Annotated in this window: 17 protein-coding genes; 2 read left to right on the plus strand and 15 right to left on the minus strand. The window is 61.2% G+C overall.

What is annotated here, in order from left to right; translation table 11 throughout:
- Positions 1 to 14: 14 nt before the first annotated feature.
- From thiB to nrdR, 10 genes are all read right to left on the minus strand, one after another.
- Positions 15 to 1028 carry a thiamine ABC transporter substrate binding subunit gene (thiB, locus tag ETC27_RS01250; protein ID WP_136253172.1) on the minus strand — a complete coding sequence of 338 codons (1014 nt, stop codon included), beginning with the start codon at positions 1026 to 1028 and terminating at the stop codon, positions 15 to 17.
- A gap of 84 nt (positions 1029 to 1112) precedes the next feature.
- On the minus strand, positions 1113 to 3545 hold the full coding sequence (gene lon / locus ETC27_RS01255; protein ID WP_136253173.1) for an endopeptidase La: 2433 nt from the start codon (positions 3543 to 3545) through the stop codon (positions 1113 to 1115).
- Between the two features lie 125 nt (positions 3546 to 3670).
- Positions 3671 to 4924: a DUF945 family protein gene (locus ETC27_RS01260; protein WP_136253174.1), complete on the minus strand. Its 1254-nt coding sequence runs from the start codon at positions 4922 to 4924 to the stop codon at positions 3671 to 3673.
- Positions 4925 to 5055: 131 nt separating this feature from the next.
- Positions 5056 to 5529, minus strand: coding sequence for a phosphatidylglycerophosphatase A family protein (locus ETC27_RS01265; protein ID WP_112054714.1), 474 nt, complete (start codon positions 5527 to 5529; stop codon positions 5056 to 5058).
- Complete coding sequence (gene thiL / locus ETC27_RS01270) at positions 5526 to 6500, minus strand: thiamine-phosphate kinase (protein ID WP_136253175.1); 975 nt, start codon at positions 6498 to 6500, stop codon at positions 5526 to 5528. The genes ETC27_RS01265 and thiL overlap by 4 nt, the downstream gene beginning before the upstream one ends.
- 13 nt (positions 6501 to 6513) lie before the next feature.
- A complete protein-coding gene (nusB, locus tag ETC27_RS01275) occupies positions 6514 to 7023 on the minus strand; it encodes a transcription antitermination factor NusB (protein WP_136253176.1) in 510 nt (169 codons plus the stop codon).
- Positions 7020 to 7502: a 6,7-dimethyl-8-ribityllumazine synthase gene (gene ribH, locus ETC27_RS01280; protein ID WP_136253177.1), complete on the minus strand. Its 483-nt coding sequence runs from the start codon at positions 7500 to 7502 to the stop codon at positions 7020 to 7022. The genes nusB and ribH overlap by 4 nt, the downstream gene beginning before the upstream one ends.
- A gap of 116 nt (positions 7503 to 7618) precedes the next feature.
- Complete coding sequence (ribBA, locus tag ETC27_RS01285; RefSeq protein ID WP_136253178.1) at positions 7619 to 8827, minus strand: bifunctional 3,4-dihydroxy-2-butanone-4-phosphate synthase/GTP cyclohydrolase II; 1209 nt, start codon at positions 8825 to 8827, stop codon at positions 7619 to 7621.
- Positions 8828 to 8999: 172 nt separating this feature from the next.
- Positions 9000 to 10133, minus strand: a complete 1134-nt coding sequence (ribD, locus tag ETC27_RS01290) for a bifunctional diaminohydroxyphosphoribosylaminopyrimidine deaminase/5-amino-6-(5-phosphoribosylamino)uracil reductase RibD (protein WP_136253179.1) — start codon at positions 10131 to 10133, stop codon at positions 9000 to 9002.
- A 29-nt stretch (positions 10134 to 10162) separates the two neighbouring features.
- Complete coding sequence (gene nrdR / locus ETC27_RS01295) at positions 10163 to 10642, minus strand: transcriptional regulator NrdR (protein ID WP_136253180.1); 480 nt, start codon at positions 10640 to 10642, stop codon at positions 10163 to 10165.
- A 163-nt stretch (positions 10643 to 10805) separates the two neighbouring features.
- Here nrdR and ETC27_RS01300 point away from each other — a divergent pair, with 163 nt between their 5' ends.
- Positions 10806 to 12590, plus strand: coding sequence for a sugar phosphorylase (locus tag ETC27_RS01300; protein ID WP_136253181.1), 1785 nt, complete (start codon positions 10806 to 10808; stop codon positions 12588 to 12590).
- A gap of 18 nt (positions 12591 to 12608) precedes the next feature.
- On the opposite strand, the gene ETC27_RS01305 is transcribed toward ETC27_RS01300, so the two are convergent.
- From ETC27_RS01305 to ETC27_RS01325, 5 genes are all read right to left on the minus strand, one after another.
- The gene (locus tag ETC27_RS01305; protein WP_136253182.1) at positions 12609 to 13049 is read right to left on the minus strand and encodes a DUF6691 family protein; all 441 of its coding nucleotides are present in this window, start codon (positions 13047 to 13049) and stop codon (positions 12609 to 12611) included.
- Positions 13046 to 13507, minus strand: coding sequence for a YeeE/YedE family protein (locus tag ETC27_RS01310; protein ID WP_136253709.1), 462 nt, complete (start codon positions 13505 to 13507; stop codon positions 13046 to 13048). The genes ETC27_RS01305 and ETC27_RS01310 overlap by 4 nt, the downstream gene beginning before the upstream one ends.
- A 135-nt stretch (positions 13508 to 13642) precedes the next feature.
- Positions 13643 to 14509, minus strand: a complete 867-nt coding sequence (locus ETC27_RS01315; RefSeq protein WP_136253183.1) for an MBL fold metallo-hydrolase — start codon at positions 14507 to 14509, stop codon at positions 13643 to 13645.
- Positions 14510 to 14838: 329 nt separating this feature from the next.
- A complete protein-coding gene (locus tag ETC27_RS01320; RefSeq protein ID WP_136253184.1) occupies positions 14839 to 16059 on the minus strand; it encodes a glycosyltransferase family protein in 1221 nt (406 codons plus the stop codon).
- On the minus strand, positions 16056 to 16952 hold the full coding sequence (locus ETC27_RS01325) for an HAD-IIB family hydrolase (protein ID WP_136253185.1): 897 nt from the start codon (positions 16950 to 16952) through the stop codon (positions 16056 to 16058). Before ETC27_RS01325 ends, ETC27_RS01320 begins: the two co-directional genes overlap by 4 nt.
- A 357-nt stretch (positions 16953 to 17309) precedes the next feature.
- Between ETC27_RS01325 and ETC27_RS01330 the strand changes: the two genes are divergently transcribed.
- Positions 17310 to 17825, plus strand: coding sequence for a gluconokinase (locus ETC27_RS01330; RefSeq protein WP_136253186.1), 516 nt, complete (start codon positions 17310 to 17312; stop codon positions 17823 to 17825).
- Positions 17826 to 18010: the final 185 nt, after the last annotated feature.

Below are 18010 nucleotides of genomic sequence, written 5' to 3' on the forward strand. Positions count from 1 at the left end.
AGTTTTCAACCGCATCATCGAGTACTGGCATTGAGCCATTCACGGATCCACTCGCGACGATTCGCCTGCACCTCCTCCGGCGTGAAAGTAACGCTTTCGGGCTCGATCAAGCGGTCGAAGACCGCGGGGCGCTCCTCGCCGATATCAATGGCCGGATACATGACATTGCCCAGCGGAATATGGCGCTGAAACCCCGGGGTCAGCACGAAGTCGAGAAAGTCGCGGGCGAGCGCAGGGTGTTCGCTGCTCTCGAGCATCGCCGCGGTCTCTACCTGCAGGTAATGCCCCTCACCGAACTCGGCGGCCTGGTAACGCTCGGTCTCCTCGACGGCCATGTGGTAGGCCGGCGAGGTGCTGTAGGAGAGCACCATCGGCGCCTCACCGTTCATGAACAAGGAGAAGTAGGCCTGGCTCCAGCCGCCGGTGACGGTGAGCACGTGATCGTTGAGCTTCTCCCAGGCCGCCGGGGCCTCATCGCCGTAGACCCGCTTCATCCACAGCAACAAGCCAAGCCCGGTGACGCTGGTGCGCGGGTCCTGAATGATCACCTTTAGATCGTCCGGTGCGTCGAGCAGCTCGGCAAAGCTTCCCGGTGGGTCTGGCAGAACCTCGCTGTCGTAGACGAAGGCGAACTGCCCCCAGTCGTAGGGCAGGAAGATGGGATCTTCCCAATCAACGGGCAGCGTCAGAGGCGAAAGGTCCACCTGATGCGGGGCGAGCAGGTCCAGGGCTCGGGCCTCGGCCATCAGGTTCATGTCGAGGCCCAGCACCACATCGGCGGCACTGCTCCCGCCTTCCAGACGCAGCCGCTGCAGCAGGTCGACCCCGCCGGACAGGGCCACGAACTCAAGCCGGCAGTCGCCACAGCGCGCCTCGAACGCTTCCTTGATGCCGGGGCCCGGGCCCCATTCGGCGACGAAGGAATCATAGGTGTAGACCGTCAGGGTGCGCGGCTCATCGGCCATCACACAAGCGCTACTCATCCCTGCCGCGAGGCTCAGCAAGGTACAGGTCGCCTTGGCGTTCATGGTGGTGTCCTTTCATGAACAGGGCCCCATATGGGGCCCTGCTGCGCAACATTAAGCGCAATTGGTGTCGGCTAGCCAACAGGACTAGAAGACCCGTTTGGCGACATCGCTGTAATGCTTGGCAAAGTGCACCGTCATGCCCTTGCGCAAGTAGTCCGGTAGCTCATCGTAATCACGGCGATTGGCCTCGGGCATGATGACCTCGAAGATATCGCTGCGCCGGGCAGCGATGATCTTCTCGCGGATGCCGCCTACCGGCAACACCTGGCCGGTCAGGGTCAGCTCTCCGGTCATGGCAAGCGAGCGGTCGATGGACTGATGGCGCGCCAGCGAGAGCAGTGCCGTAGTCATGGTGACTCCCGCCGAGGGACCATCCTTGGGCGTCGAGCCTTCGGGCACGTGCAGGTGGATGAAGGCATCGTTGAAGAAATCGGCGTCGGCGCCGAACTCGCCCAAGTGGCCCTGCACATAGCTATAGGCAATATTGGCCGATTCCTTCATGACATCGCCAAGCTGGCCGGTCAGTTTAAAGCCGCGATCCAGGGCATGCACCTTGCCGGCCTCCACCGGCAGGGTCGCGCCGCCCATCGAGGTCCAGGCAAGCCCGGTGACCACACCTTCGCCCTTGAGTACCTCTTCCTTGCGGAACGGCGGCGCGCCGAGGAACGTTTCGAGGTTGTTGACCGAGATCTTGACCGTCTGCTGATCGTGCTCGAGCAGCTTGACCGCCGCCTTGCGCACGATGCGGTGCAGCTGCTTCTCGAGTTGGCGCACGCCAGCCTCGCGGGCATAGCCTTCGATCACCTGGCGAAGCGCCGCATCGGTCAGGTTGATACGCTTCTTGGGAATCTTGTCGCGCTTGAGCAGCTTCGGCCACAGATGATGCTTGGCGATCGCTACCTTCTCCTCGGCGATATAGCCAGAGAGACGAATCTGTTCCATGCGGTCAAGCAACGCACCGGGGATCGAGTCGAGGGTGTTGGCGGTGCACACAAAGAGCACCTTCGACAGGTCCAGCCGTACATCGAGATAGTGATCGAGGAAGTCGACGTTCTGCTCGGGGTCGAGCACCTCGAGCAGCGCCGAGGCCGGATCACCCTGGAAGGACTGACCCATCTTGTCGATTTCATCGAGCATGATCACCGGGTTCTCGACTTCCACTTCCTTGATGGCCTGAACCAGCTTGCCGGGCATGGCGCCGACATAGGTGCGCCGGTGGCCCTTGATCTCGGCCTCGTCGCGCATGCCGCCTACTGAGAAACGGTAGAACTCGCGACCCAGTGCCTCGGCGATCGAGCGACCCACCGAGGTCTTTCCAACCCCCGGGGGGCCGACCAGCATCAGAATCGAGCCGCCCACGTCGCCCTTGAAGGTCCCTTCGGCGAGGAACTCAACGATGCGCTCCTTAACATCGGAAAGGCCGTCATGGTCGCGGTCCAAAACCTTCCGCGCGTGCTTGAGGTCTAGTTGATCATCACTGGTCACGCCCCAGGGCAGCGAGGTCAGCCAGTCGAGATAATTACGGGTGGTGCCGTACTCCGGCGAGCCGGTCTCGAGCACCGAGAGCTTATCGAGCTCGTCGTTGATACGACTCATCACCCGCTCAGGCACCGTGAGATTCTCCAACCGGGCCCGGAAGGTGTCGACGTCGTTTTCACGGTCGTCCTTGGAGATGCCCAACTCGCGCTGAATGACCTTCAGCTGCTCGCGAAGGAAAAATTCGCGCTGACGATCCTGCATCTGGGCATTGACCTGATCGCTGATCTCGCTTTGCAGCTGAGCGACCTCGATCTCCTTGCGCAGCAGCGGTAGCACCTTCTGCATGCGCTCCATCACCGGCCAGGTCTCGAGAATGGCCTGCAGCTCCGAGCCCTTGGCAGAGGTCATCGCGGCGGCAAAATCGGTCAGCGGCCCCGGCTCATGGGGACTGAAGCGATTGAGGTAGTGCTTGAGTTCTTCGCCGTAGAGCGGGTTGATCGGCAGCAGCTCCTTGATGCCGTTGATCATCGCCATCGCGTAGGCGCGCGTCTCGTCCTCTTCGGCGTCGACCGGCTCCTTGGGATAGCTGACTTCGACCAGGTAAGGTGGCTTTTTCGACAACCAGCGCTGAATGCGAAAACGCCTTACGCCCTGAGCAATGAACTGAATCTGGTCATCCTCACCCTGCACCTTGTGCATGCGCACAGCGGTACCGGTGACCGGAAAATGGCCATGATCCAGCTCATCGATTTCGGTATCGCCTACATAGGCCAGACCAACGGTATGGTGCGTGGTATTGCCGACCCGCTTGATGGTCTCTTCCCAGCGCGGGCGGTGAATCACCAGCGGCTGCACCTGCGCCGGGAAGAAGGGACGGTTATGGATGGGCAAAAGGTAGATGCGCTCGGGGAGATAGTCCCGGGTCGGCACTACGGCACCGCTTTCGATATGGGTGTTTTCATCCGGGGCTTCCTCGCTGGAGGCCCGGTCATCGCGTTCATAAAAGACTTGCTGCAGATCGTCGTCGTGCTCGCTCATGATCCATCCTGTGATCCAACTGGTCATTTGACCCATGGCCAAGGAATGCGGGCGGAGAACGCGAACTTCAAGTCATGCCCACATTGCGGGCAAGCCGGGCCCAGGCTGCGCTGGGCCCAATCACCTCAGAACAGGGGCGGTAGGGGGCGACCGTTGATGCTTGGCTGTCCGCTTTCGATAAGGATGTCCAGGCGCTCGGTGGTCCTGGGCAGTCCCAATTGCATCAGCGCCATTGGCGGCACGCCCTGCCATTCGAACTGACCATTGAATCGCTGTGCCCAACGCAGCTGCTGCTTGCGCTGGTCGAGACGCTCAAGCGAAAGACGCTCAGCATCCTCGCCATCGAAGGTCAGCTCGCCGCTTAGGCGCGTGTCCACATTCAGCATGTCGCTCTGAACGGTGAGGTGCTTGAGCGTCAATTGGGGGGAATCATCGAGCAACGCCAGCAGGTGCGGCTCAAGGCGCTCGATCAATGCCTCAAGCTCAGTCTCGTCGAGCGCATCGACCGGTTTGCCCGCTTCGGTCTCAGTATCGATGGCGGTCTCGAGCGCACGCACGGCGTCGGCATTGATACGCGATAGCGAGAAGGCAAGTTCACCAGAAAGCAGCGACTGATCATCGACACGCGCCTCGTCAAGCTTGAGGGTGCCGCCAAGCTGCAATTCCTCGGCACCGAGACTCAGGTCGCCCTGATAGCTCAGCGCGTCGAGCGCTACGGTGGGATTGTTATCGCGAGCCAACTTCAGGCTCTCAAGGGTGACACTCGCCTGCTGTGCCCGCTCCGCCGCTGCGTCGTCCTGACGATAGTGCGAGGATAGGGTCAGGCGACCCACTTCGAGACTCTCCTGATGCTCGCGAATATTAAAGGGCGCGATCTCGCCCGACAGACGCACGTCACCCGGCTTTCCTTCAAGCGTCAGGAAGCCACCATTCATCGCTAAAGTAGTGCCATCGATCTGGCTCTCGAAGGTGGCAAGCTCAAGCCGCCCGGTAAATTCACCGCTCAGGGTCTCGAGTTCAGCATGCCAGCGCGGCGGTGCCGCCTCGAGTTTGTCGGCGAACAGAGCCTCGTCATCAGATCCCAAGGCCATTTCAAGTTCACCCGACAGGCGGGTGTTGGTAATACCGTGTCGAGCGCTGTAGGGCAGGTGCAAACGCCAGCCTTCATCGGGCCTTGGCGTGACAACGATCTCGCCACGCGAGGTGAACCAGCCCTGCTCGGTTTGCTGACGCTCGATCGTGACATCGTCGCTCTCGTTCAGCGACTTAAGGCTGCGCGTCAGCTCCTCATCGAATCGCTCACTCGAGTAGGCCTGAGCGGCAAGATACCCGCCCCCCAGTACGACGACCGCGGTTACGGCCATGAATCCCTTGCGCATCGTGTTCCCTCACTGGCAATGATCATCGCTTGGCGATGGTGAATGAAGGTATCCGCATCCTGGACTTGCAGACACCCTGTCGAGACTCCGCCTTGGCTTGGCGGCAGAAAGCCGTGGCCTGGCGGCGTTGCTCAGTGCAGCCACAGCCAGAGGTGAATCGTGCTCCAGGCATAGATACCCGCCAGCACGTCATCGATCATGATGCCGAAGCCGCCGGCTACGCGCCGGTCAGCCCAACGGATCGGCCAGGGCTTGTAGATGTCGAAGACACGGAAGATGGCAAAGCCCCAGAGCGCCGCCTCCCACGAAAAAGGCACCGCCGCCATGGTAATCCAGTAGCCGACAAATTCGTCCCAGACGATCCCCGAATGGTCGTGAACGCCAAGATCACGGGAGGTGCGGTCGCACAGCCAAATGCCCAGAAAGTAGGCCACCACCACCACCCCGAGGTACCAGGACAGCGGCAAGTCGGTCATCAGCCAGTAGAAGGGAATGGCGGCCAGGGTGCCGAAGGTTCCCGGAGCAAAGGGAACCACACCGCTGCCCAGACCGAAGGCCAGAAAGTGGCTGGGGCGTCGCCAAACGCTGCCCGGTGCACGATTCATGACGTGACTCCTGAAAAGTGTTGCCAGCCGCCAGGGCCGGTCGCTTCCACACCGTGGATGCCGGGCGCGGCAGTGAAGCGTCCGATGATCGTCAGTGGCACGCCGAGATCATCCAGCGCCTGGCGGGCCGTCTCAAGGGCTTCAGGTGGCAGGCCGATCAGCAGCTCGTAGTCATCACCGCCGCTGAGTGCCGCCCGTTGTGCGCCCTCACCCAACCGCTCGACCAGCCCGCTGGCCAGCGGGAGTGCCTCGATATCGAGCTCGGCGCCAACGCCTGATGCATCGCAAAGATGCTTGAGATCAGCGAGCAGGCCGTCTGATACATCGATCGCGGCACTGGCAAGCCCGCGTAGCGCCTGCCCGGCATCGAGGCGCGGCTCAGGCAGAAGATAGGCGGCAAGCAACGGGTCGTCGAGCGAGCGCTCGCCGGCCTGCCAGGCGGCGAGCCCACCGGCGCCGCCGCCTAAGGTACCGGTAACGGCCAGCAGGTCACCCTCCTGGGCGCCATGACGGGTCAGCGCCTCGCCGGGGGGCACCTCTCCGTGCACGGTGACGCTCACCGACAGTGCGCCGCGCGTCACATCGCCACCCACCAGATCGGTGCCGGTGCGGGCACAAAGCTGATCGAAACCTTGGGCGAAGGGCGCTAGCCAGGCATCGTCGGCGTGATCGAGGGTAAGCGCCATCAGACACCAGCGGGGCCTGGCGCCCATCGCCGCCAGATCGCTCAGGCTGACCGCCAGCGCCCGGTGGCCAATCGCCGAGGCAGGGGCCTCGCCAGGAAAGTGAACCTCGGCCACCGAAGTATCGACACTGACCGCTAGCTGCTGGCCCGGCGTGGGCGCAAGCACGGTGCAGTCATCGCCGACGCCCAGCACCACGCCGGCGCTGCGTGCTGGTCGCGTGAAGTGGCGAGCGATCATATCGAACTCGCTCGGCGAAGCACCCGAATCGGGGGATGGCGTCTGCATCACGGATGACATGTCAGCGGCGGGCGCTGACCTCAGAATAGCGCAGGCGCGCCGCGAGCTTGTCGAGTAGCCCGTTGATGTACTTGTGACCGTCAGTGGCACCAAACGACTTGGCAAGCTCCACGCCTTCGTTGATCACCGCCCGATAGGGCACCTCGAGACGACGAGACAGCTCGTACGTGCCCAGACGAAGAATCGCCAGCTCAACACCATCGAGGTCAGCGAGTTGACGATCCAGCAGCGGCGCGATCGACGCATCCAGATCGGTCTGGAAGCGCACCACGTTGTGCACCAGTTCATGGAAGAGCGCCAGATCGGCGATTTCCATGACCTTATGCCAGTTCTCGTGATCCTCGAGATCTTCATCGGCTGTCTGGCTGCGAAACTCGGCCTCAATGGTACTCACCGGCTTGCCGGTCATCTGCCACGTATAGATGGCCTGCACCGCCAATTCGCGGGCGGCATGGCGGGCAAGTTGGCTCTTCGAAGGCGAGCGGCGCTCGTTATCCGAGGAACGGCTCATTCATCACCCCCAAAGTGATTAAGCAACGAGACCATCTCCATGGCGGCCATGGCAGCTTCCGAGCCCTTGTTACCGGCCTTGGTACCGGCACGCTCGATGGCCTGCTCGATCGAATTAACGGTCAGCACGCCATTGGCGATCGGGGTATCGAACTGCAGCTGCAGGTTACTCAGCGCGCTGTTGCAGCTACCGGCGACATGCTCGAAATGCGGTGTCCCGCCGCGAATGACCGCGCCGAGGGCGATAACCGCATCCGGGCTCGCGACCTGAAGGGCACGCTTGACCGCTAGCGGCAGCTCCCAGGCACCCGGCACATGGACGATGTCGATGTGTTCGGAGTCCACACCATGGCGAACCAGGCTGTCCACGGCACCTTCGACCAGGCTATCGACCACATGGTGGTTGAAGCGGCCGACCACGATTACATAGCGGCCATCAACGTCGGTGAAGTTACCTTCGACTTGGGAGATCGGTTGCATGCTTGTCATCCTGCTTGAATCTTTACGGCGCCCCGCGGGGCGCTTCTCGGGTGTTGCGTCTAGCGCCGTGGCATGACGCTCTCTGAGCGGTGCCACAGGCAGTACGGTATCAGGGCTCAGGGACTCAGTCGCTCGACCACTTCCAGGTCGAAGCCAGAGAGCGCCGAAAACTTCCAGGGCGAGCTCAAAAGGCGCATCTTGCCGACCCCCAGGTGCCTGAGGATCTGCGAACCGGTGCCGATGGTCAGGTAATTGCCGGCACCATCGGAGTCACTTGAGCGCGGTGCACGCTTGCGCTCGAGCAAGACATCAAGCTGATCCTTCAAGTCAGTGCTCTGGCGGGCGTCATCGAGCAGCACGAAGACGCCACTGTCGGCCTGGGCGATCTCGGCCAGTGCCTGATGGGCGGTCCAGCTCTGGTTGCCGGGGCGGGTCAAGGTCAAGATGTCGCGCAGTGTGTCGGCCAGGTGGACACGCACCGTGGTCAACTCATCGGGACAGGGCGTTCCTTTGACCAACGCCATATGATGGGCGCCCTGAATGCTGTCGCGGAAGACATGCAGGGTCAACTCACCATGGTCGGTTTCCACGGGTGTCGCTTCCAGATGATCCACGGTCTGCTCGGTGTGGATGCGGTAGTGGATCAGATCCGCGATGGTGCCCATCTTCAAATCATGTTCGGCGGCGAAACGCTCGAGCTCGGGGCGACGCGCCATGCTGCCATCATCGTTCATCACCTCACAGATCACACCGCTGGGATCGAGCCCAGCGATCGCGGCCAGATCGCATGCTGCCTCGGTGTGGCCCGCGCGACGCAACACGCCACCCGGTTCTGCCATCAGCGGGAAGATGTGACCCGGCTGGACGATATCGGCGGCCTTGGCATCGCGCGCCGAAGCCGCGCGTACGGTACGCGCCCGATCAGCAGCGGAGATGCCGGTCGAGACCCCCTCGGCGGCTTCGATGGAGAGGGTGAACTTGGTGCCAAAGCCCGAACCATTGTCATGCACCATCAACGGCAGTTTGAGGCGCTCGCAGCGCTCGCGAGTCATCGGCAGACAAATCAGGCCACGGGCATGTCGCGCCATGAAGTTGATGTGCGAGGCCTCGACCTTTTCGGCGGCCATGATGACATCGCCTTCGTTCTCGCGATCCTCATCGTCCATGAGGATCACCATCTTGCCCTGACGGATGTCCTCGATCAGGTCCTCGATACGCGCCAGATCGCCGGCAGCCGGGGCTGTCTCGGCTTGATCATGCGAGCTCTGATCGTTCGCGGTCTGAGAAGCCGCGTCCTGAGAAGACAGGTCCTTGGAAAGCGCCATGAGGTCTCCGAATTACTGTGCGTACTGGCGTCAACGGGAGGCGCCGACTAGCGGGGCGCCATTGAAAAGCTGCCGCCTGAGGGCTGCCGATAAATGGTGCCAGAATAAGATCGGCGCTCAGGGTACCTTGGCAAGCCGTGCGGCGCCAGCATTGGGCCGCCGCAAGCCGACCTCAGGGCGACTGACGCAATGGACGGGCAGTGATTCGCCAGTCCCGCCCAACGGCACGCATATCGAGTATCTCCAGCGGCCGCTGTTGCACCATGCGCTCGAGCCCGGGCAAGGCGAATAGCGGACGCGCCTCGCCACCGAGCAGGGTCGGCGCCACGAACAGCTGCATCTCGTCGACAAGCTCGGCATCCAGCATGCCCCCGGCAAGGGTCGCGCCGGTTTCGAGCAACACTTCGTTGGCCTGTTCCTCGCGTGCCAGGTGGCCAAGCAACGCGGCCAGATCGACGCGACCCTCGTCGGTCGATGGCAGATGTAGCACCTCGGCGCCCGCCGCCTCGAGACGCGCCCGACGCTCGCCATCTCGACTGCATGTCGCCACCAGGGTGCGTCCAGGCTCACTCAGGCAGGCCGCCGCCAGAGGAAGACGTAACTGGGAATCGACGATCACCCGCAGTGGCTGGCGGCGAGCGATGGCCTCACCGTCCTCCAGATCGAGCTGGGAGGCCCGCACCGTGAGCCGAGAGTTATCGAAAATGATCGAATCGACGCCGCTGATTACGGCACTGGAGCGAGCACGCAAACGCTGCACCTCAGTCCGCGCGCGTGGGCCTGTGATCCATTGCGACTCGCCGGATTGCATTGCCGTTCGCCCATCAAGGCTCATCGCCATCTTCATGCGTACAAACGGCCGCCCCCGTGTCATGCGCGAGAGAAAGCCCGGATTCAACGCCTTCGCCTCTTCCTCGAGCAGCCCGCATTCCACCTCGATACCGGCCTCGCGCAGCATGGCAAAGCCCTGCCCGGCAACCGCTTCATGAGGGTCCTGCATCGCGGCCACGACCTTTTTCACCCCGGCCTTGATCAAGGCCTCGGCACAGGGGCCAGTGCGGCCATGATGCGCACAGGGCTCGAGCGTCACATAGGCGGTGGCACCTTGAGCGGCATCGCCGGCATCAGCCAGCGCATGTACCTCGGCATGGGGCTCACCGGCCCGAGCATGATAGCCCTCACCGACAATGCGTCCACGCCTGACCAGCACACAGCCAACCCGCGGGTTCGGGTCGGTGGTGTAAAGGCCGCGGCGTGCCAGCGTCAGGGCACGGGCCATAAAGGCTTCAGGCGTCGCAGTAGACATGGGTATCCTGTATCGGGGAAGTGTCCAAGTCAGTGATCGTCCTGAGGGGGGAAGCTCGGCTCCTGGGCCAGGCGATCAATTTCGGCACGAAACTCGTCGATATCCTGAAAGCGGCGATAGACCGACGCAAAGCGGATGTAGGCAATCTGATCGAGGCGCTTCAAGGCATCCATCACCTCCTGGCCGACCTCGATGGCCTCAATTTCGCGCTCGCCTCGGGCACGCAGCCGCTGACGAATACGTTCGACGGCGGCTTCGATCGACTCGATGCTGACCGGGCGTTTTTCCAGCGCTCTGAGCATGCCGGCGCGCAGCTTGGCTTCATCGAACGTCTCCCGCGAACCATCGGCCTTGACGACGCGCGGCATGACAAGCTCGGCCGTCTCGTAGGTCGTGAAACGCTCACCGCAGGCCGCACATTGACGTCGGCGACGCACCTGATCGCCCTCGACGACCAACCGCGAATCGGTGACCTTGGTGTCATGGGTACCGCAGAAAGGACAATGCATCGGCTGGGTTCCGGCCTGTTCGACACAACAACTATTCCTCTATTGTAACGATTTGGCCGCAAGGCGCCCAGCCACCTTCACCCTTGGCACGCCCCCTGCATAATGACAAGGATGCGTCCGATGGCCTGCCAGGCTCGCGACCTGGCCCCTCAAGGAGTTGATCATGAGTTCACCCCTGCCCCCTACCCTCCCACGACAGCTGGACGAAACCGGCTTCGTCAACGTCGCCCGGGCCCGGCTGGAGGAGGTCTATGGCCCGCGCAGCGAGGCCATCCTGCGCCGGCTAGTCACCCTGATATCGCACCAGCGTGGTGCCATCGATGCCACGCCACGCCCATTATGGAGCGAAGGCGATCAGTGGCTGATCACCTACGGTGATAGTCTGCTCGATGGTGATCGTGCGCCGCTTGAGGTGCTGCAGCACTTTCTCGATGAGCGTATGGAAGACACCTTCAGTGGGGTGCATGTGCTGCCCTTCTTTCCCTGGAGCAGCGACGATGGCTTTTCGGTGGTGCACTACCGGGAGGTCAATCCGGCGCTGGGCGACTGGTCGCACATCCGCTCATTATCCGAGCATCGTGACCTGATGGTCGATCTGGTGATCAACCACGTGTCGAGGGACTCGCTGTGGTTCGTCGACTACCTGACCGACAGCCAACCCGGTCGCGACTATTTCATCGAGATGGACCCGGAGACCGACTTATCTCAGGTCACCCGGCCGCGCAGCTCGCCGCTGCTGGTGCCCATCAGCACCCGCCGTGGCACCCGCCACCTGTGGGCCACCTTCTCGGAAGATCAGATAGATCTCAACTTCGACAATCCAGATGTCCTGATTGAGTTCGTTGCCATCCTGCTTTTCTACCTGCAGCAAGGCGCTCGCACCATTCGCCTGGATGCCATCGCCTATCTATGGAAAGAGGTCGGCACCTCCTGCATCCACCTTCCCCAGACGCATGCCATCGTGCGGTTGCTGAGAGCGGTTGTCGACTTCGTTGCGCCAGGCACGCGCCTGATCACCGAGACCAACGTGCCGCATCGCGAAAACATGAGTTACCTGGGGCTCGAGCGTGCGGCGCAGGAAGGTACGCCCCCGGACGAAGCGCACCTGATCTATCAGTTCACCCTGCCGCCCCTGTTGGTGCACACCCTGACCAGCGGTGATGCCACCGCACTGACGCAGTGGGCGCAAAGCCTGCCGGCGCTGCCCTCTGGCTGCAGCTATTTCAACTTTACGGCCAGCCACGATGGCATCGGGGTGCGCGCCCTGGAAGGCTTGCTGCCGCAGCATGAAATCGACGTCATGCTGGATCTCATGCACCGCTTCGGCGGCTTCGTCAGCATGAAGACCGATTCAGACGGCAAGGACTCGCCCTACGAGATCAATATCACCTACTTCGACGCCATGAAAGGCACCCGGCGTGGCGCCGATGCCTGGCAAGTCGAGCGGTTCCTGATGAGCCAGAACCTGCTGCTGGCCCTGCAGGGCATTCCGGGTATCTACCTGCATTCGTTGACCGCGACCCTCAACGACCACGAGGGCGTCGAGCGCAAGGGCCAGCTTCGGACCATCAACCGTCGGCGCTGGCAGCTTTGCGAACTTAACGAACTGATCGATAGCCGCAGTACGCCGACCCGGGAAGCGTTTGGCTCCCTGAAGCAGCGCCTCAAGCTGCGCGCTGCCGAGCCCTGCTTCCACCCCGAAGCGCCACAGCGGGTACTCGAAACACCACCAGGCGTCTTCGCGATCGAACGCGGCCCGCTGCCGGACGGCCGGCGCTTGCTGGCGATCTACAACATCAGCGACCAGCGCCAACCCCTGAACATACCCGAGCTGGAACAGGGACAATGGCTCGATGTGCTCGCCGACGGTGCTCCCTGGATGCCTGAGGAGCGCGACGTGCTGCGCCCCTACCGCAGCCTGTGGCTGGTGCAGCCGGGCCCGGCCTGAGTCGCGCTCCGAGACGCCTCAGCGCTGATCGCTGGCTCGGCTTGCGAGGCGCCGGGCCAACCACCAGCCGGTGGCCATCGCCACTAACATCGCCACAAGCGGCAGGCTTGCGCCCGAAAGCGATGCCACTGCAGGACCCGGGCAGTAGCCGGAGAGCCCCCATCCGATGCCGAACAGGGCCGCCCCGCCGAGCAATCGGGCATCAAGATCACGGCGCGTCGGCAACTGAAAGGCACCCGCCAGGAGCGGCGCGGCGCGGTGAAACACCAGCCGATACCCGATGAAGGTGGTGACCACGGCCCCGCCAAGCACGAACATCAGCGTCGGGTCCCAGGCCCCGGCAACGTCGAGAAAGCCGATCACGCGGGCAGGATCGGTCATACCGCCAACTGCCAGCCCCAGGCCAAACAGCAGACCGGCGAAGTAGCCCGCAACGGGCTTCAAAAACGCAGCCTTCATGCCCCACCTCCCCACAGATGACGCATCATATAGACCGTCACGACACCGGCACTTAGGAAGGTCAGGGTCGCCGCCATTGAACGTGGCGAGAGCCGCGACAAGCCGCAGACGCCATGGCCGCTGGTGCAACCGCTGCCGATACCCGTCCCCAACCCGACCAGCAGCCCGGCGATAAGCATCAGACCGGCCCCGGCGATGGGGGCACCGATCACGGCCCCCGGCTCACCGGCAACGTTGCCAAGGCTTCCGCCCAGCACCATCAACACCAGAGGACCGCTGATCAGCCCCAACAGGAAGGTCAGGCGCCAGGCGGTGTCGCCTTCAGGTCTCTCCAGAACCAGGGCCGACAGAATCCCGCTGATGCCCGCGATGCGTCCAAGGGTAGCCATCAGCCACACGGCCGAGAGGCCGATCATCACACCGCCGGCCAGGCCATACAGACTCGAACTCCAATCCAACATCGTATCCTCCGTGGTTCCCGTCACCGCTTTACCTGAGCCATTACGCCGTTTCGGTGCTCAACGCCGTTGCGCTTGGCGGCCACGCACGCGGTTGCACGAGCGAGGTGCCCAGCAGACCGTTGATCAACCGCATCAGAACAGATTGAGCGGCACCTTGAGGTAAACCTGGCCATTCTGCTCGGCCGGCGGCATCTCGCCGGCGCGCATATTGACCTGTACTGACGGCAGGATCAGGCGCGGCATACCCAAGGTGGCATCGCGTTCGGTGCGCAGCTTGACGAAGTCCTCCTCGCTCACGCCCTCATGAACATGAATATTGTCGGCGCGCTGCTCGGCTACTGACGTTTCGTGATGATAGGTTTCGCGATCCGGACTCAGGTAGTCGTGACAAAGGAACAACCGTGTGTCTTCAGGCAGGGCTAACACCTTCTGGATAGAACGAAACAGGGTGGCGGCATCGCCGCCGGGAAAATCGCAGCGGGCGGTACCGTAATCAGGCATAAAAAGGGTATCGCCTACGAAGGCGGCATCACCGATCAGGTAGGTCAGACAAGCAGGCGTATGCCCCGGTGTGTGCAGCACTCGCACCTCAAGGCCACCGATGGCAAAGGTGTCCCCCTCTTCGAAGAGGTGGTCAAACTGACTGCCATCCCGGGCAAAATCGTTACCGGCGTTGAAGGCCTCAGCGAAGATCTCCTGAACCTCGGTGATACGGGCACCGATGCCCGTCTGGCCGCCTAGCTTTTCGCGCAGGTAAGGGGCCGCCGAGAGGTGATCGGCATGAACATGGGTCTCTAGAATCCAGTCGACCTGCAGGTCGTGCTTTCGAATGAAGGCGATAATCTCCTCGGCACTCCTGACGTCCGTGCGTCCAGCGGCGTAATCGAAGTCCAGCACCGAATCGAGGATCGCACAGGCATGACTGCCCGGATCCTGAACAACATAGCTGAAGGTATTGGTAGGCTCGTCGAGAAATGAGGTGACGATCGGACGTGCCATCACGGGAGTCTCCTGAAACGAAAGAGGATGGATAACGCGTATCGCCTCAGCATACTGCAAAAATTATTCTAACGTTATATTTTATTTGAATAACCAAGAAGGACTGCCACAGCATCGATTCATTGTGCTTAGGGCCGACCGGCCGGCTATTTCGTCAGCATAGGTGTCAGTAGCGGTGTCATCAGGCAATAGAATACGCCACTTGACCTGCATCAAGCGGCCGAGCGGGAAGAGAGTATTCGAAGGTAAGTGTCGACATAGAACAGGCCTATGACGATGCTCAAGTGAGGCATCATGCGTAGGCCATTACCCACCTAAGAAAGCAAAGGTCACACCTTACCCTGGTTGTCCAGCTCCACGGCCGTGTGCATGCGCTCGAGAAGGTCCGGAATCGCTGCCTGCGCCCGATTCCAGCTGGGGATAAAGGGCTTGTCACGGGGATTGTCGAGGAAGGCCGTCCCTGCCTCCATGATATTGGAGGCAAAAAGCTCCACCGCCTGCTCCTCGCTGTGCCGGTCGAGCTTCAGGCCATTCATGGTGGCATCATTGTCGTAGGCTTCGATCAGATCCAAGGCGATTCGGTAGTAGGTCGCCTTGATGGTGCGAAACGTCTCGGCGTGAATCTCGATACCCAGGGTCGCCAACTTGCGGTATAGCGCCTTGGCGATGTCCAGGCTCATGCGATTGAGCCCGGTAGTGGCATCTTCAGCGGAGACTGCCTGATGCTTGTGGTCGTAAACATCGGCGATATCGACCTGGCACAGCTGCTTGGTGGAGTAGTTGCGGTGAACTTCTGACAGCACACCGATCTCCAACCCCCAATCGCTGGGGATACGAATGCCGTTGAGTACGTCGGTGCGCATGGAAAACTCCCCAGACAGTGGATAACGATAGCTGTCCAGATAGTCCAGATAAGGCAGCGGGCCATAGATTTTCTTGAGCGCCCGGATCAAGGGCGTAACCATCAACCGCGCTACTCGGCCATTGAGTTTGCCCTCGGCAATACGCGAATAGTACCCCTTGCAGAACTCGTAGTTGAACTGGGGATGGGCCACCGGGTAGATAAGCCGCGCCAGCAGGCCTCGGTCATAGGTGACGATGTCGCAATCATGCAGAGCAATCGCTTCGGTGCGTCGTGAGGCCTGGACATAGCCCCCGCAGAACCATACGTTGCGCCCTTTTCCGGGTTCCTGAGGCGATATACCCTTCTCGGCCAACTCTGCATCCAGTGCCTTGAGCCGCGGGCCATCGTTCCACAGGATGCGATGGTGCTGAGGCAGTCGCGAGAAAAACTCCCGGGCATACAGGAACTGCTCCCGGTCGGCCCGATCCAGACCGATCACTATCTCCGAGAGATAGGGCACCTTGGCCAATTCATCAACGATATGGCTGAGCGCCGGCCCTTCGAGCTCAGAGAAGAGAGAAGGCAGAATCAGGCCCATCGGCCGTCGCCGAGAAAAGTCGACCAGATCGGCTTCAATGGCCTCCACCGGTCGCTGCATCAGGTTGTGAAAATTGGTGATGATGCCGTTCTGGTAAAAATCACTCATCCAAGACTCTCCTCATCATTATCCTTGTTTTTCAGCGCCATGGCGGGTGGCGTGGGGAGCTCACTTCCCCACCAATGATCGAGCCCTTCGGCCCAGCCCCTGGGCCCAGGATGCTGCGAGTGATACTGATATGCGTTGCCAAGGCTCACGACCTGGCCATGCTGTCCCGGGATCAGCACGGCACGATCCACGGCCTCAAGCAGGGGCACATCATTGGGGCCATCGCCGAGCCCGAGTGTCTGGGGTAGCCGCCCGCGTAGCGACCGGTAACGCTCGACCAGCCAGCGCACTCCGTCGCCCTTGTTAAGCTGCCCCATGGCATGCCAGAAGCGCCCCCCTCGTAGCAGACATAGTCCATCGGCTTCTAATGCGTGACGAAAGCCTGCAAGCGCCATGTCACTGTCGTCCCACACCAAGGGTTCACAGCCTTCTCTCACCCGAGCCAGTCGTGCCTGAGGTTCTGACAGGCCGGTCAGTGACATGATCTCTTCAACACTGAGTTCCCACATGCCACGAAAACGTACGTCCAGACGTTCGCGAAGCACGCCAAGTCGAGTACGCAGAAAACTGATGTCGATGCCCGGCGTCTTGATCGCCAGGCCATCAACATGAACGGGGTTGCGATCCAGGCGGGCGTGTTGCCAGGCGGGAGGCAAGCCTATAACGGCCCCGTTCTCGGCGATGAAGGGGCTATCATGAAGACCCAGCTCACGACGCAGCGGCATCAGCTCGGCTCGCGTCTTACTGGTCACAGGAATCACCATCACATTGGAAAGGCGCAAGCGCTCTAACCAGGGAGCGGCTGGCTGCCATCTATAGCTGTCGTGATCGAGCAACGTGCCGTCAAGATCGGTGAAGACCAGGCGAGGAAGAGAGGACGAGTCGGAGGACATGGGCGATACCTGCTGGCTGGCATGATCTTGCCGATTAGAGAAAACACTAGCACGCAGCATGCCAGGCTGCTGCATTCCGCGCGGCACCAGGCTCAGTGAGCAGCGTCACGGCAATCGCTGCTGCCCCCAAGCACCACCACAAAGCAGTTTTTATGCAACCTCATTGATGGTTGCACCATTTTAGTTCAATACATAACCAGACGCCGGTTCGCGATGAAAATCGTATAAACGGCTCCACTAATGGGCATCAAGATATCGCCACTTACCAGCTGATCCTTCCGCAATATTACTGGCCATTCCGGGCTTATTTTCGCTATTATAGTCGGAGTTAATCCTCATATTTATCGAGAAATACGAATGAAAACGTCGCCACTAGCTCTGCTCGTCATGGGCGTTTCCGGTTCGGGTAAATCTCATATCGGACGCCGTCTTGCCGACACCATCAACGCCAACTTCATCGATGCCGATGATCACCATAGTCAGACCAGCATCGCCAAGATGGCGAGGGGGGAGCCGCTGAATGATAGCGACCGCCAAGGTTGGTTACTAACGCTTGCCGATCTTTATCGCGAATACCGCGAACAGGGCCAGGATGTGGTCATCGGCTGCTCGGCACTCAAGCACCGCTACCGTGACTTGCTGCGGCAAGGCGCTCCTGAACTGAAGATCCTCTATCTCCATGGTTCTCGAGAGGTTTTGCTTGAGCGCCTGGGCGCTCGTGGCAACCATTTCTTTACCGGCGAGCACATGCTCGCAAGCCAGCTCGCCGATCTAGAGATCCCCGAGGAAGACGAAGCCACCCGCATGGATATTCGTCAATCACCCGACGATATCGTCGCCAGTTTCTTGTCTAAAGAAGGCATTCACCCCTGACAGCAACCAACGAAACGAATCGCAAAAAGGCACGATACAAGGTGTTGGAGAAAGCTAAAAAGAGACCTGAATATGGTGCTCATTTATCGCCAACGTTACCATGGCTTTCTCCCTCCGCCACGTCGCTTTCAGCATAACCCTTCTCTCAAGATAGATATTTCCCTCGCCTCATACCTCTACTTTCT

Source organism: Onishia niordana (assembly GCF_004798965.1).
In the GTDB taxonomy this organism is placed as follows: domain Bacteria; phylum Pseudomonadota; class Gammaproteobacteria; order Pseudomonadales; family Halomonadaceae; genus Onishia; species Onishia niordana.